This window comes from Streptomyces sp. NPDC021012, from assembly GCF_044333355.1.
Taxonomy (GTDB): Bacteria; Actinomycetota; Actinomycetes; order Streptomycetales; family Streptomycetaceae; genus Streptomyces.
This window is the reverse complement of sequence record NZ_JBIRQU010000006.1, coordinates 525,477-540,337: the sequence shown is the minus strand read 5'-3', so window position 1 is coordinate 540,337 and position 14,861 is coordinate 525,477. Positions and strand designations below refer to the sequence as shown.

At 70.6% G+C, this 14,861-nt stretch carries 13 protein-coding genes, 1 rRNA gene and 1 riboswitch; of the genes, 12 read left to right on the top strand and 2 right to left on the bottom strand.

What is annotated here, in order from left to right; genetic code table 11:
* The first annotated feature begins 135 nt into the window (after positions 1 to 135).
* The 11 genes from rrf (at position 136) to ACH4TP_RS22890 (ending at position 10,772) form a co-directional block, all read left to right on the top strand.
* Positions 136 to 252, top strand: a 5S ribosomal RNA gene (rrf, locus tag ACH4TP_RS22940).
* Positions 253 to 399: 147 nt separating this feature from the next.
* On the top strand, positions 400 to 1,008 hold the full coding sequence (locus ACH4TP_RS22935) for a CDP-alcohol phosphatidyltransferase family protein (protein WP_389239181.1): 609 nt from the start codon (positions 400 to 402) through the stop codon (positions 1,006 to 1,008).
* Positions 1,009 to 1,124: 116 nt separating this feature from the next.
* Complete coding sequence (locus ACH4TP_RS22930) at positions 1,125 to 3,620, top strand: sugar phosphate nucleotidyltransferase (protein ID WP_389239183.1); 2,496 nt, start codon at positions 1,125 to 1,127, stop codon at positions 3,618 to 3,620.
* A gap of 101 nt (positions 3,621 to 3,721) precedes the next feature.
* Entirely contained in the window at positions 3,722 to 4,651 is a 930-nt protein-coding gene (locus ACH4TP_RS22925) for a DUF881 domain-containing protein (RefSeq protein ID WP_398438956.1), read from the top strand.
* Entirely contained in the window at positions 4,648 to 4,980 is a 333-nt protein-coding gene (locus ACH4TP_RS22920) for a small basic family protein (protein WP_015032176.1), read from the top strand. Before ACH4TP_RS22925 ends, ACH4TP_RS22920 begins: the two co-directional genes overlap by 4 nt.
* Positions 4,981 to 4,985: 5 nt before the next feature.
* Positions 4,986 to 5,948, top strand: coding sequence for a DUF881 domain-containing protein (locus tag ACH4TP_RS22915; protein WP_398438955.1), 963 nt, complete (start codon positions 4,986 to 4,988; stop codon positions 5,946 to 5,948).
* Between the two features lie 81 nt (positions 5,949 to 6,029).
* A complete protein-coding gene (locus ACH4TP_RS22910) occupies positions 6,030 to 6,971 on the top strand; it encodes an FHA domain-containing protein (RefSeq protein WP_398438966.1) in 942 nt (313 codons plus the stop codon).
* Between the two features lie 31 nt (positions 6,972 to 7,002).
* A complete protein-coding gene (locus ACH4TP_RS22905; RefSeq protein ID WP_389239189.1) occupies positions 7,003 to 7,749 on the top strand; it encodes a MerR family transcriptional regulator in 747 nt (248 codons plus the stop codon).
* 89 nt (positions 7,750 to 7,838) lie between these two features.
* Positions 7,839 to 8,312: a bifunctional nuclease family protein gene (locus ACH4TP_RS22900; protein ID WP_030686418.1), complete on the top strand. Its 474-nt coding sequence runs from the start codon at positions 7,839 to 7,841 to the stop codon at positions 8,310 to 8,312.
* A 192-nt stretch (positions 8,313 to 8,504) separates the two neighbouring features.
* Complete coding sequence (locus tag ACH4TP_RS22895) at positions 8,505 to 9,122, top strand: MerR family transcriptional regulator (protein ID WP_389239191.1); 618 nt, start codon at positions 8,505 to 8,507, stop codon at positions 9,120 to 9,122.
* Positions 9,123 to 9,416: 294 nt separating this feature from the next.
* A complete protein-coding gene (locus tag ACH4TP_RS22890; protein ID WP_389239193.1) occupies positions 9,417 to 10,772 on the top strand; it encodes a DNA polymerase IV in 1,356 nt (451 codons plus the stop codon).
* A 51-nt stretch (positions 10,773 to 10,823) separates the two neighbouring features.
* Here ACH4TP_RS22890 and ACH4TP_RS22885 read toward each other — a convergent pair whose 3' ends face one another.
* Entirely contained in the window at positions 10,824 to 11,198 is a 375-nt protein-coding gene (locus ACH4TP_RS22885; protein ID WP_389239195.1) for a PRC-barrel domain-containing protein, read from the bottom strand.
* A 113-nt stretch (positions 11,199 to 11,311) separates the two neighbouring features.
* Positions 11,312 to 11,411, top strand: a riboswitch (glycine riboswitch).
* Between the two features lie 178 nt (positions 11,412 to 11,589).
* Here ACH4TP_RS22885 and gcvP point away from each other — a divergent pair.
* The gene (gene gcvP / locus ACH4TP_RS22880; RefSeq protein WP_398438954.1) at positions 11,590 to 14,475 is read left to right on the top strand and encodes an aminomethyl-transferring glycine dehydrogenase; all 2,886 of its coding nucleotides are present in this window, start codon (positions 11,590 to 11,592) and stop codon (positions 14,473 to 14,475) included.
* A gap of 78 nt (positions 14,476 to 14,553) precedes the next feature.
* Here gcvP and ACH4TP_RS22875 read toward each other — a convergent pair whose 3' ends face one another.
* Positions 14,554 to 14,760 carry a DUF5999 family protein gene (locus ACH4TP_RS22875; RefSeq protein ID WP_388849236.1) on the bottom strand — a complete coding sequence of 69 codons (207 nt, stop codon included), beginning with the start codon at positions 14,758 to 14,760 and terminating at the stop codon, positions 14,554 to 14,556.
* Between the last annotated feature and the right edge of the window lie 101 nt (positions 14,761 to 14,861).

The following is a 14,861-nucleotide window of genomic DNA, read 5'->3' as shown; positions in this document are numbered from 1 at the left end:
AAGCCCTGTAAGGGGTGGAGCTGACCGGTACTAATAGGCCGAGGGCTTGTCCTCAGTTGCTCGCGTCCACTGTGTTAGTTCTGAAGCAACGAACACGCCCCCTGCGGGGTGCGGCGGTTCGTAACTTCATAGAGTTTCGGTGGTCATAGCGTTAGGGAAACGCCCGGTTACATTCCGAACCCGGAAGCTAAGCCTTTCAGCGCCGATGGTACTGCAGGGGGGACCCTGTGGGAGAGTAGGACGCCGCCGAACAATTTTTATCCTCAACCCCCGGACCTTGTCCGGGGGTTGAGGCATTTTTGCGTTCAGGAGTCGGAGGGGACCCTGTGCGTCTGGGGGTGGTGGCTGAGGGTAAGGTCAGGGGGCATCGTCCGTACGTTCCCAGCAGGAGGCCCCCGGGTGGAGGTCCAGGAGACTCGCGTTCAGACCGACCGGGTCCTCACCATCCCCAATGTTCTGAGCATGGCTCGCCTGGTGGGTGTGCCGCTCTTCCTGTGGCTGATCCTCCGGCCCGTGTTCGGCGGTCCCAACAGTGATGGCTGGGCCCTGCTCGTGCTGATGCTCAGCGGCGTCAGCGACTATCTCGACGGGAAGCTCGCGCGGCGCTGGAACCAGATCAGCAGCCTCGGCCGGCTCCTCGACCCGGCCGCCGACCGGCTCTACATCGTTTCCACGCTCATCGGACTGACCTGGCGCGAGATTCTGCCGATCTGGCTGACCGCCGCCCTTTTCGCCCGCGAGTTGATGTTGCTCGTGATGGTGGGAATCCTCCGCCGGCACGGGTACCCGCCGCCGCAGGTGAACTTCCTCGGGAAAGCTGCGACTTTCAACTTGATGTACGCGTTCCCGTTGCTGCTTCTCAGTGACGGAACGGGCTGGCTTTCGTCACTCGCTGAAGTTTTCGGGTGGGCCTTCGCCGGATGGGGTACAACTCTGTATTGGTGGGCAGGGATCCTCTACGTGGTCCAGGTCCGTCGACTCGTGAAGGCGGATACCGCGGCCGATTGAGCCCGTCTGTCCTGTGTCGAGCAGCGTCGCCGGCAACAACGAGGACGTCCGAGGGTCCCTGAACGGACAGGTGAAGTCGGCAGGACCGTCGTCTCTTCAAGGAGGACGCTTCCGACATGAAGGCCGTCGTGATGGCCGGTGGCGAAGGAACCCGCCTTCGCCCCATGACCTCGAGCATGCCCAAGCCTCTTCTGCCGGTGGTGAACCGGCCGATCATGGAGCACGTCCTACGACTGCTCAAGAGGCACGGTCTCAACGAGACCGTCGTCACCGTGCAGTTTCTCGCCTCTCTCGTCAGGAACTACTTCGGCGACGGAGAAGAGCTCGGGATGGAGCTCACGTATGCCAACGAGGAAAAGCCACTCGGTACAGCGGGGAGTGTGAAGAACGCCGAGGAAGCGTTGAAGGACGACGCTTTTCTCGTCATCTCCGGGGATGCGCTCACCGATTTCGACCTCTCCGACCTCATCGCCTTCCACAAGGAGAAGGGCGCCCTCGTCACGGTCTGTCTGACCCGGGTGCCCAATCCGCTGGAATTCGGGATCACGATCGTCGACGAAGAGGGCAAGGTCGAGCGCTTCCTGGAGAAACCCACCTGGGGGCAGGTGTTCTCGGACACCGTGAACACGGGCATCTACGTGATGGAGCCCGAGGTCTTCGACTACGTCGAAGCGGACGTGTCCGTCGACTGGTCGGGTGACGTCTTCCCGAAGCTCATGAAGGAGGGCAAGCCGATCTTCGGCTATGTCGCCGAGGGCTACTGGGAGGACGTCGGCACCCACGAGAGCTATGTGAAGGCCCAGGCGGACGTCCTGGAGGGCAAGGTCCAGGTCGACATCGACGGCTTCGAGATCTCGCCCGGGGTGTGGGTCGCAGAGGGGGCCGAGGTGCACCCCGACGCGGAGCTGCGCGGGCCGCTCTACATCGGGGACTACGCCAAGGTCGAGGCCGGTGCGGAGATCCGCGAGCACACCGTCATCGGCTCGAACGTGGTCGTGAAGAGCGGTGCCTTCCTGCACAAGGCCGTTGTCCACGACAACGTCTACATCGGGCAGCAGAGCAATCTGCGGGGCTGCGTGATCGGGAAGAACACCGACATCATGCGGGCCGCCCGGATCGAGGACGGAGCCGTCATCGGGGACGAGTGCCTCGTCGGGGAAGAATCGATCGTGCAGGGGAACGTACGCGTCTACCCCTTCAAGACGATCGAGGCCGGCGCCTTCGTCAACACCTCGGTCATCTGGGAGTCCCGGGGACAGGCCCATCTCTTCGGGGCGCGCGGGGTCTCCGGCATCCTGAACGTGGAGATCACCCCCGAGCTGGCCGTACGGCTGGCGGGGGCGTACGCGACGACCCTGAAGAAGGGCGCGACCGTCACCACCGCGCGCGATCACTCCCGGGGCGCCCGGGCGCTGAAACGGGCGGTGATCTCCGCGCTCCAGGCCAGCGCCATCGACGTACGGGACCTGGAGAACGTACCGCTGCCCGTGGCGCGGCAGCAGACCGCGCGCGGAAGTGCCGGCGGGATCATGGTGCGGACCTCGCCCGGGGTGCCCGATTCGGTGGACATCATGTTCTTCGACGAGCGCGGGGCCGACCTCTCGCAGGGCGGGCAGCGGAAGCTCGACCGGGTGTTCGCGCGCCAGGAGTACCGGCGGGCCTTCCCCGGTGAGATCGGCGACCTCTCCTTCCCCGCGAGCGTCTTCGACTCGTACACCGGCTCGCTGCTGCGGAACGTCGACACCACGGGGATCGCCGAGGCGGGGCTGAAGGTCGTCGTGGACGCCTCCAACGGCAGCGCGGGGCTCGTTCTGCCCAGCCTGCTCGGGCGGCTCCAGGTCGACTCGCTGACCATCAACCCCGGGCTCGACGAGTCCCGCCCCACCGAGTCGGCCGAGAGCCGGCGGGCCGGGCTCGTACGGCTCGGGGAGATCGTGGCCTCGGCGCGGGCCGCGTTCGGCGTGCGGTTCGACCCCGTCGGCGAGCGGCTCTCGCTCGTGGACGAGCGGGGGCGGATCATCGAGGACGACCGGGCGCTCCTGGTGATGCTCGACCTGGTGGCGGCCGAGCGGCGCTCCGGGCGGGTGGCGCTGCCCGTCACCACGACCCGTATCGCCGAGCAGGTCGCCGCGTACCACGGCACCCAGGTCGAATGGACGACCACCTCGCCCGACGACCTCACGAGGGTCGGACGCGAGGAGTCGACGATCTTCGGCGGTGACGGGCGCGGCGGGTTCATCGTGCCCGAGTTCAGCAGTGTCTTCGACGGGGCCGCCGCCTTCGTGCGGCTGATCGGGCTCGTGGCGCGGACGCAGCTCACGCTCAGCCAGATCGACGCCCGGATCCCGCGGGCGCACGTCCTGAAGAAGGACATCGCGACCCCATGGGCCGTGAAGGGGCTCGTCATGCGCCGGGTGGTGGAGGCGGCGGGCAGCCGCTTCGTGGACACCACCGACGGAGTCCGGGTGGTCGAGGCCGACGGGCGGTGGGTGATGGTGCTGCCCGACCCCGCCGAGGCCGTCACCCATCTGTGGGCGGAGGGCCCCGACGACGCCTCCGCCCAGGCCCTGCTCGACGAGTGGGCCGAGGTGGTCGACAGCGCAGGTCGCTGACGGTCCGGGCCGGTGAGGACGGGAGGTGCCCGAGGGGTGCCTCCCGTCCCCGGGGAGGGGCCATTCGGCGGTAGGCCGTGCGACGTGCGACGATGTGCGGCATGTCGCAGCAGCCCCCCGTTCGGAGCACCGGATCACCGCCGCCGCGTCCGGACGCGTCCATGTCGCTGCTGAACAACGTGATCGACCACGCGCTCGACGACGGCTACGCCGAGGCGACTGCGCGGCGCGCGGCCGAGGGCGGCGGGCTGCCCCGTAACCTGCGGGCCAAACTGGGTGTCGCCGCGGGCCTTCTGCTCGCCGCCGTCGTCGTGACCGTCGGTGCGGCCGAGGCGCGGATCTCCGCGCCGGTCGTCGCCAAGGAGCGGCAGGACCTGATCGACCGGATCGACAAGGAGACGTCGACCGCCGACCGGCTGGAGGCGGACGTCGAGCGGATCCGGACCGAGGTCGGGGACCGCCAGCGGCAGGCCCTCCAGCAGCACGGCGGCGACCAGGCCGAGCTCGTCGCGCTCCTGTCGGGGGCGACGCCCGTGCACGGCACCGGCGTGAAGCTCGTCGTCGACGACGCCAAGGGCACCGACACCGGGGGCGGCGGGCCGCGGGAGAGCAGCGGCTTCTCCGACACGGGCCGGGTCCGCGACCGGGACATGCAGCGGGTGGTCAACGGGCTGTGGGAGTCGGGCGCCGAGGCCGTCGCGATCAACGGGCAGCGGCTGACGTCGCTGTCCGCGATCCGCGCCGCCGGTGACGCGATACTGGTCGACAACAAGCCGCTGGTGCCGCCGTACACCGTCCTCGCGATCGGGGACGGGAAGCGGCTGAGCACCGCGTTCCAGGACAGCGCGGACGGGCAGTACCTGCACGCGCTGGTGGAGAACTTCGGGATCAGGAGCAGGATCTCGGCCGAGGGCGACGTGCGCCTGCCGGCCGCGCCCAGCCTGACCGTACGTACCGCAGAGCCGAGGGGGGCCGGGGCGGCGACGCCCTCCGGTCGGGCCACGGCCGACACAGGGAAGGGCACATCGTGATCGCCGTACTGGGCCTGATCGTCGGAGTCGTGGTCGGACTGTTGGTCCGCCCCGAGGTTCCGGCGGTGGTCGAGCCCTATCTTCCGATCGCCGTGGTCGCCGCCCTCGACGCGGTCTTCGGCGGCCTGCGGGCCATGCTCGACGGGATCTTCGTCGACAAGGTCTTCGTGGTCTCGTTCCTGTCCAACGTGGTCGTGGCCGCGCTGATCGTCTTCCTCGGCGACAAGCTGGGCGTGGGCGCGCAGCTGTCGACCGGTGTGGTCGTCGTGCTCGGCATCCGCATCTTCTCCAACGCGGCCGCCATCCGGCGTCACGTCTTCCGGGCGTGAGGCCGATGAGCGAGAACCCGCAGAACCCTGAGAACCCCGAGGACCCGGAGCGGGTCGGGGCCGGCGGCGGCGAGGTCGAGCCCGCCGAGCCCGTCGCGGCCGGCAAGGCCGCCGAGGCCGAAGTTCCCGAGGTCGTGAAGCCCGAGGTCGTGAAGCCCGAGGCCGCCGGGCCCGGGGAGCGGGTCGAGGACGTACGGGTGCCCGAGGCGCCCGTCGTGTCCCCGGCTCCGGCCCCGGCCGCCGTCGAGCCGAGTGGGCGGCGGAGGCTCGTCTCGGCCCTGTGGCCGCCGCGGGTGACCCGGGCCCAACTCGTCGTCGCGCTGCTGCTGTTCGTCCTCGGTCTGGGACTGGCCATCCAGGTCTCCTCGACGAGCGAGAACAGCGCGCTGCGCGGGGCCCGGCAGGAGGACCTCGTGCGGATCCTCGACGAGCTCGACGACCGCACCCAGCGCCTGGAGGACGAGAAGGCCCGCCTGGAGAAGCAGCGTTCCGAGCTGGAGTCCAGCTCGGACCAGGCCGAGGAGGCGCGCAAGCAGACCCAGGAGAAGGAGCGGCAGCTCGGCATCCTGGCCGGCTCCGTCGCGGCCGAGGGGCCGGGCATCACCCTCACCGTCGGGGACCCCACCGGGGCGGTCGAGTCGGACATGCTGCTCGACGCCATCCAGGAGCTGCGCGCGGCGGGCGCCGAGGCGATCCAGGTGAACGGGGTCCGGGTGGTGGCGGACAGTTATTTCACCGGTAGCGGTGATGACATGCGGATCGATGGAACGAAGGTGGCCGCTCCGTACGTCTTCAAGGTCATCGGCAAGCCGGAAGATCTCGAGCCCGCGCTCAACATCCCCGGCGGTGTCGTGCAGACCCTGGAGAAGGAGCAGGCCACGGCCACGGTGGAGCGGGCGGCGAAGATCGTCGTCGACGCCTTGCGACCCGCGAAGCGGCCTGACTACGCTCAGTCGTCCTCCCAGTGAGAGGGGGACGAGGGGGGTCCCGCGACAAGGGCAAGACGTTGCGGGGGGTCGACGCATCACAACGGTGGTGCGTGGTGGAAACTGTCCGGAGGATACGGACGTTGTGAAGGTGTCCGGGTCGGCAGGTGTGAAGGATTTCGGTTCGTCCTGCCCCACGGGCGGGTCTGTTTCGGTCAAGGGGAATCGCCCGTGAGTTTTTTTGCGAAGTTGTTCGGCAAGAGCGGACGCGAGGACGGCGGCAGCGCCAAGCACGCCGCGTCGCGCCACGCCCAGAGCGAGGAGCAGGGCGGCGAGCGCCCGCTCTTCCGCGACGAGGTCGCCGGCCGGGGCGGTGACATTCCGGGCACGCAGGGCGCGTCTTCTGTTGACCCCGCCGGTGCCCCCCGCATAGGTTTCGGAGAACCATCAACCTCAAGTACGGGTGGAGGGTTTACGTCCGACCCGTACGCGACACAGACCTCCGCGGGGCAGCCGCGGCAGGAGGATGCGTCCATGCCGGTGTGCACGAGGTGCGGTCACCGCAACACCGCTGACAGCCGCTTCTGCTCCCACTGCGGTACGCCGCTGCGGGGCGGGGTCGCTCCCGAGCGCGCGTCGGAGACGACGTCGACGATCTCCATCTCGGGTCTTGAGGCGTACGACGCGGAGGTCACCGGCCAGACCGCCCTCCCGTCGCTGTCTCCCGAGGCGCTGGCCGCCGTGGAGGCGCTGCCGCTGGGCTCCGCGCTCCTCGTGGTGCGCCGGGGACCGAACTCGGGCAGCCGCTTCCTGCTCGACGGCGAGCTGACGACGGCCGGCCGTCACCCGCAGAGCGACATCTTCCTGGACGACTTCACGGTCTCCCGGCGGCATGTCGAGTTCCGGCGGGGGCAGGACGGCAGCTTCACTGTCGCTGACGTCGGCAGCCTCAACGGCACGTACGTCAACCGTGAGCCGATCGACTCGGTCGTCCTGTCCAACGGCGACGAGGTGCAGATCGGCAAGTACCGGCTGGTCTTCTACTCGAGCCAGCGAGGCGTGTGACGCCTCGGGGAAGCCCCTTCAGGGAAGGTTCATGCTGCGAACACCGACGGGCGGTGCCGGATCCGGCACCGCCACCGCGGGCGACCGGCTGGTCAGCATCGGCACGGTGCTGAGCCAGCTGCGCGACGAATTTCCCGAAGTGACGATCTCCAAGATCCGGTTCCTGGAGGCCGAGGGGCTGGTCGAGCCCCGGCGGACGGCCTCCGGATACCGGAAGTTCAGCCCGCAGGACGTGGAGCGGCTCGCCCGCATCCTGCGGATGCAGCGGGACCACTACCTTCCGCTGAAGGTCATCCGCGAGCACCTCGACGCCCTCGAACGGGGCGAGCCGATCAAGCTCCCGGCGCCCGGGCGCCGGCGGGACCTGCTCGACGGGCCCTGGGAGCAGGACGAGGCGGACGCGCCGACTGTCGCGCGGCTCGGCCGGGACGAGCTGATCGCCGCCGCCGAGGTGACCGAGACCGAGCTCGCCGAGTGGGAGTCGTACGGCCTCATCGCCGAGGCGGAGGGCGGCGGCTACGACGCCGAGACCGTGACCGTCGCGCGACTCGTCGCGGATCTGGGGCGATTCGGTCTGGAACCCCGGCACCTGCGGGCCGTCAAGGCGGCCGCCGACCGGGAGGCCGGGCTGATCGAGCAGGTGGTCGCGCCGCTGCGCCGGCACCGCAACCCGCAGACCAGGGCCCATGCGGAGGCCACCGCGCAGGAGCTCGCCGCGCAGTCGGTGCGGCTGCACGCGGCGCTCGTCCAGGCCGCGCTGGGGATCCGGCTCCAGTGACCCGGGAAGGGGTCCCGGGAGGGGCCCGGTAGGGGTCGCTCGGGGGGCCCGACTATCCAAACCGGTCGGGCACGTCCTAGGGTTGCTGTGTGAACGAGCTCGACGTTGTGGGTGTCCGGGTGGAAATGCCCTCCAACCAGCCGATCGTGCTCCTGCGTGAAGTGGGAGGCGATCGGTACCTCCCCATCTGGATCGGACCGGGGGAGGCGACCGCGATCGCCTTCGCCCAGCAGGGGATGGCCCCGCCGCGGCCGCTGACGCACGACCTGTTCAAGGACGTGCTGGAGGCCGTGGGACAGGAGCTCACCGAGGTCCGCATCACGGATCTGCGCGACGGGGTCTTCTACGCCGAGCTGGTCTTCGCCAGCGGCGTCGAGGTGAGCGCGCGGCCGTCGGACGCGATAGCGCTCGCCCTTCGGACCGGGACGCCGATCTTCGGCAGCGACGGTGTGCTGGACGACGCCGGTATCGCGATTCCGGACGAGCAGGAGGACGAGGTGGAGAAGTTCCGCGAGTTCCTCGACCAGATCTCACCGGAGGACTTCGGGAGCAGCAGCCAGTAGGACGGAGCGGTGCGGCCGGAGGCCGTTCGCGGGGTGCCGTCAGAGCATTCGACTAGCCTTTCCCCGGAGAGGGACACGCGAAACCACTCTCAGGGTGATTATCACTCGGCGTGCCGAGTGTGGCGATCGTTGACGCACCCCGGGTGACTGCCTACCTTCGTGTGGGCAGGTCAAGGACGGAGGGTCGGCGTGATGAGCAGCGCGGACGGTACGGCAGGGAGCTCTCTCGGACGCGTGTCCGGGGAGAGCGGTCCGTATCCGCTTCACGGCAGTGTGGGCGACTTCGGGACGGACAACGGTGTCGGCGTCGCCGACGCGGTGGTCGGCTACCGCGGACCGACGGCCTGCGCGGCCGCCGGGATCACCTATCGCCAGCTGGACTACTGGGCGCGCACCGGGCTCGTGGAGCCGAGCGTGCGGCCCGCGTACGGGTCGGGGACGCAGCGGCTCTACAGCTTCCGCGACGTCGTCGTACTGAAGATCGTCAAGCGTTTCCTCGACACCGGGGTGGCCCTTCAGAACATCCGGGCCGCGGTGCAGCACCTGCGCGCCCGGGGCTTCCGGGACCTGGAGCGGATGACGCTCATGAGCGACGGGGCCACGGTGTACGAGTGCTCCTCGCCCGACGAGGTCGTCGACCTCCTCCAAGGCGGGCAGGGCGTCTTCGGCATCGCCGTCGGGGTCGTCTGGCGCGACGTCGAGGCGGCGCTCTCGCAGCTCCACGGGGAGCGTGTCGACACCGGCGAGACGCTGGTCCGGCACAACCCGGGCGACGAGCTGGCACGCCGGCGACGCGACAAGGCGGTCTGAGCGCGGCGGGGAGGCCTGGGCGTGCCCGGGCCCGCGCCCGGGGTGGTCTTGGGCGCGCCCGAGGGGCCTTGAGGGGGTCTGAGCGGGCCGGGCGGGCCTGAGCGAGGCTGAGGAGTGGGCCGGGCCCTGAGCATGTCGGGCGGCGGGGGCGTGCCGAAGGGCCTGAGCAGGGTCGGGCGCGGGATCGAGCGCGCCGGGGTGCTGCGGGCGCGCCGAAGGGCCTGGGTGGGCCGGGTCTGGGTGCCCGGGTGTTCCTTGGGGGCGTTGTCAGTGGCGTGGGGCAGCATCGGGTGTGTGAGAGCCGCGCCCACGATCCTGCATCTCGACATGGATGCCTTCTTCGCCGCCGCAGAGCAGGCGTCGAAGCCCAGCCTGCGCGGAAAGCCCGTGATCGTCGGTGGTCTCGGGCCCCGGGGTGTGGTCGCCACCGCCTCCTACGAGGCCCGTCGCTTCGGGGTGCACTCGGCCATGCCGATGGGGCAGGCGCGTCGGCTCGCGCCGAACGCGGCCTATCTCGTGCCGCGCTTCGCCTTCTACCGCTCGATCAGCGAGCAGGTCATGGAGCTGCTGCGGCGGCTCTCACCGCTCGTGGAGCCCCTCAGCCTCGACGAGGCCTTCGTCGACCTCGAAGCGGGTGGCGTCGCCGACGACAGCGCGAGCGCGCGGGCCGCGGGGGAGCGGCTGCGGGCCGACATCCTCGCGACGACCGGGCTCAGCGGGTCCGTGGGGCTCGCCGGGTCCAAGATGATCGCGAAGATCGCCTCCGAGGAGGCCAAGCCGAACGGGCTCGTCCTCATCGAGCCCGGGACGGAGCGGGAGCTGCTCGGGCCCCGGTCGGTACGGATCCTGCCCGGCGTCGGGCCGGCCACGGGGGAGCACCTGCGGCGCGCCGGGATGAGTACCGTCGCCGACCTCGTGGAGGCGGGCGAGGACGAGCTCGTACGGCTCCTGGGGCGGGCGCACGGGACCTCGCTGCACCGGATGGCCCAGGGGTACGACGACCGGCCCGTGGTGGCCGAGCGGGAGACCAAGTCGGTGTCGGTCGAGGACACCTTCGACGTGGACCTCCACGACCGGGTGCGGATCCGGATGGAGGTCGAACGGCTCGCGGAGCGGTGTGTCGCGCGGCTGCGGGCCTCGGGGCACTCCGGGCGGACCATCGTCCTCAAGGTGCGGCGGTACGACTTCTCGACGCTCACCCGGTCCGAGACGCTGCGGGGTCCGACGGACGACCCGGGTGTCGTACGGGAGGCGGCGGGGCGGCTCCTGGAGGCGGTGGACACGACCGGGGGCGTGCGGCTGCTGGGGGTGGGGGTGAGCGGGCTCGCGGACTACACGCAGGAGGACCTGTTCGCCCAGGCGGAGGCGGAGGTCTCGGAGCGGCCTGCGGAGGAGGCCGTGCCCCCGGAGGCGGAGGAGGCGGCTTCCCCCGTGGCGGAGAGCGCCGAGCGGGTGTGGGCGCCCGGGCACGACGTGCGGCACGCCGCGCACGGGGCCGGGTGGGTCCAGGGGAGCGGGGTCGGGCGGGTCACGGTGCGGTTCGAGGAGCCGTGGTCCGGGCCGGGGCGGGTGCGGACGTTCGCCGTGGACGACCCGGAGCTCGAACCGTCGGAGCCGTTGCCGCTGGTCCGGCGGGACGAGGCGGCGTGAGGGTGCCCACCCGCACCGTCGCGCGGGTGGGTCCGTCCTCGGGGAGGGGCCTCAGGCGCCGTCCTGGCCCGCCAGGCGGCCGAAGTCGGTGTCCGGGACGTCCCTGGACGGGGGAGGCAGGGCGAGGCTGTAGTGGCGGTACAGCTGGAGTTCCTGCTCGGGGGAGAGGTGGCGGCCCACTCCGAAGTCGGGGGCGTCCTTGATGAGGGCCCGCTCGTACGGGATGTGGAGGCCGTCGTCGAGCAGGGCGCTCGGCTCCAGGGGGACGAAGGCGTCCCGGCTGAACAGGCCCGTGCGGACCGCGGCCCATTCGGGGATGCCGGTCGCGTCGTCCAGGTACACCTCGTCCACGGTTCCGATCTTGTGCCCGTTCCGGTCGAACGCCTTGCGGCCGATCAGGCTGCGCGGATCGATATCGGTCTGCACGGTCCCTCCAACTGGTCGCAACTGCTCTACACCCCTACGAAAGTGCACATCTGGGATGTCGGCCACTTGAGCGATGGGAGCCGCAACCTCGCTGGTAGGCTGGTTGTGGCTGTCGACCCCGTGCGGGAGAGTCCCCCGGAGAAACCTTCCGGTGGGCGCCGAAGGAGCAAATCCTCCCCGGAATCTCTCAGGCCCCTGTACCGCGCGGACGAGGTCACTCTGGAAAGCAGAGCGGATGTCGACGGCATCCCGCTCTCACCGACGGTGAAAGCCGGCGGGCCGCGAGGCGTGCCGGTGAAACTCTCAGGTTGAGATGACAGAGGGGGAGGCCGTCCGGGCACCCGCGCCGTGGTGCCCCTCGCAGGTCGTGACGACCAGGAGGCCTCCGTACATGACCGCCAACCGCACTCCGCTCTCCGAGCTCGAACAGGGCATCCCGTTCGAGCAGCGGCACATCGGCCCCGACGCCGAGGCGCGGGCCAAGATGCTCGCCCAGGTCGGTTACGGCTCGCTCGACGAGCTCACGGCCGCCGCGGTGCCGGACGTCATCAAGAACGCCGAGGCGCTGGGCCTGCCGGCCGCGCGCACCGAGGCCGAGGTCCTGGCCGAGCTGCGCATGCTCGCCGACCGCAACCAGGTCCTCGCCCCGATGATCGGCCTCGGTTACTACGGGACCTTCACCCCGCCGGTCATCCTCCGGAACGTGATGGAGAACCCCGCCTGGTACACGGCCTACACGCCCTACCAGCCGGAGATCTCCCAGGGCCGCCTGGAGGCCCTGCTCAACTTCCAGACCATGGTCGCCGACCTGACCGGTCTGCCCACCTCCGGCGCCTCCCTCCTGGACGAGGGCACCGCCGCCGCCGAGGCCATGGCGCTCTCCCGCCGCGTGGGCAAGGTCAAGAACGGCGTCTTCCTCGTCGACGCCGACGCCCTGCCGCAGACCATCGCCGTCATCGAGACCCGCGCCGAGCCGACCGGTGTCGAGGTCGTCGTCGCCGACCTGTCCGCCGGCATCCCGGTCGAGGTCGCCGAGCGCGGTGTCTTCGGTGTCCTCCTCCAGTACCCGGGTGCCTCCGGTGCCGTCCGCGACATCAAGCCGCTGATCGACGCCGCCCACGAGCTCGGCGCGATCGTCACCGTCGCCGCCGACCTGCTCGCGCTCACCCTGCTCACCTCGCCCGGCGAGCTGGGCGCCGACATCGCCGTCGGCACCACGCAGCGCTTCGGCGTCCCGATGGGCTTCGGCGGTCCGCACGCCGGCTACATGGCCGTCCAGGACAAGCACGCCCGCTCCCTGCCCGGCCGCCTCGTGGGCGTGTCCGTCGACGCCGACGGCAACCGCGCCTACCGCCTGGCCCTGCAGACCCGCGAGCAGCACATCCGCCGCGAGAAGGCCACCAGCAACATCTGCACCGCCCAGGTGCTGCTCGCCGTCATGGCCGGCATGTACGCCGTCTACCACGGCCCCGAGGGTCTGAAGCAGATCGCGCGGCGTACGCACCGCTACGCCGCCATCCTCGCCGCGGGCCTCACCGCCGGTGGCGTCGAGGTCGTGCACGGCTCGTACTTCGACACCCTCACCGTCCGCGTGCCCGGCAAGGCCGACGAGGTCGTCGTCGCCGCCCGCGAGGCCGGGGTGAACCTCCACCGCGTCGACGCCGACCTCGTCTCGATCTCCTGCGACGAGACCACCGGGCGCGCGCAGCTCGCCGCCGTCTGGGGCGCCTTCGGCGTCACCGCCGACGTGGAGGCCCTGGACGCGGCCACCGAGGACACCCTCCCGGCCGGTCTGCTGCGCTCCGACGCGTACCTGACCCACCCGGTCTTCCACGCGCACCGCTCCGAGACCTCGATGCTGCGCTACCTGCGCAAGCTCGCGGACCGCGACTACGCGCTGGACCGCGGCATGATCCCGCTCGGCTCCTGCACCATGAAGCTGAACGCGACCACCGAGATGGAGCCGGTGACCTGGCCCGAGTTCGGCCAGATGCACCCGTTCGCCCCGGTCGAGCAGGCGCAGGGCTACCTCACGCTCATCAACGAGCTGGAGGAGCGCCTCGCCGAGGTCACCGGCTACGACAAGGTGTCGATCCAGCCCAACGCCGGTTCGCAGGGCGAGCTGGCCGGTCTGCTCGCCGTCCGCGCCTACCACCGCGCCAACGGCGACGAGCAGCGCACCGTCTGCCTCATCCCGTCCTCCGCGCACGGCACCAACGCCGCCTCCGCGGTGATGGCTGGCATGAAGGTCGTCGTCGTCAAGACCGCCGACGACGGCGAGGTCGACGTCGAGGACCTGCGCGCCAAGATCGCCCAGTACCGCGACGAGCTGTCCGTGCTGATGATCACCTACCCGTCCACGCACGGCGTCTTCGAGGAGCACGTCGCGGACATCTGCGCCGAGGTCCACGAGGCCGGCGGCCAGGTGTACGTCGACGGCGCCAACCTGAACGCGCTGGTCGGTCTGGCCAAGCCGGGTCACTTCGGCGGCGACGTCTCGCACCTGAACCTGCACAAGACCTTCTGCATCCCGCACGGCGGCGGCGGCCCCGGCGTCGGCCCGGTCGGCGTCCGCGCCCACCTCGCCCCGTACCTGCCGAACCACCCGCTCCAGCCCACCGCGGGCCCGGAGACCGGCGTCGGCCCGATCTCGGCCGCCCCCTGGGGCTCCGCCGGCATCCTGCCGATCTCCTGGTCGTACGTGCGCCTCATGGGCGGCGAGGGCCTCAAGCGCGCCACGCAGGTCGCCGTGCTCGCGGCGAACTACATCGCCAAGCGCCTGGAGCCCCACTTCCCGGTGCTCTACACCGGCCCGGCCGGTCTGGTCGCCCACGAGTGCATCGTGGACCTGCGTCCGCTCTCGAAGGAGACGGGCGTCACGGTCGACGACATCGCCAAGCGCCTCATCGACTACGGCTTCCACGCGCCGACGATGTCCTTCCCGGTGGCCGGCACGCTGATGATCGAGCCCACCGAGTCCGAGGACCTCACCGAGCTCGACCGCTTCTGCGACACGATGATCGCGATCCGCGGCGAGATCGAGAAGGTCGCCTCCGGCGAGTGGCCCGGCGACGACAACCCGCTGCACAACGCCCCGCACACCGCGGCCGCGCTGGGCGGCGAGTGGAACCACCCGTACACCCGTGACGAGGCGGTCTTCCCGGCCGGTGTCTCGGCCGCCGACAAGTACTGGCCGCCGGTGCGCCGCATCGACGGTGCCTTCGGCGACCGGAACCTGGTCTGCTCCTGCCCGCCGCTGGACGAGTACGACAACTGAGCACGCGCCGAGGGCCGGTCCGGAGGATCTCCTCCGGGCCGGCCCTCGGCGTTTCCCTCGTACGGTGTCCTGCCGCTTTCAGGCGGCGGTCGTCACCTGTCCCGCCGTCAGCGGCCGATGCGGGGCGATGATCTGCCCGTCCGGCAGCAGTTCACCGGTGTCCTCGAAGAGCAGGACGCCGTTGCACAGCAGGCTCCAGCCCTGCTCCGGGTGGTGTGCCATCAGTCGGGCCGCCTCCCTGTCGGGGGAGTCGGCGGTGGGACAGGCGGGCTGGTGCTGGCACATGGGTGGGTTCTTTCGCTGCGTCGTGGTGGATGTCCTGCGGCTCTGTGCGCTCATGGCCGCCCCCGTAGGTCGGTTCGGTTCCGGTCCCCAGTCTTGCCCCA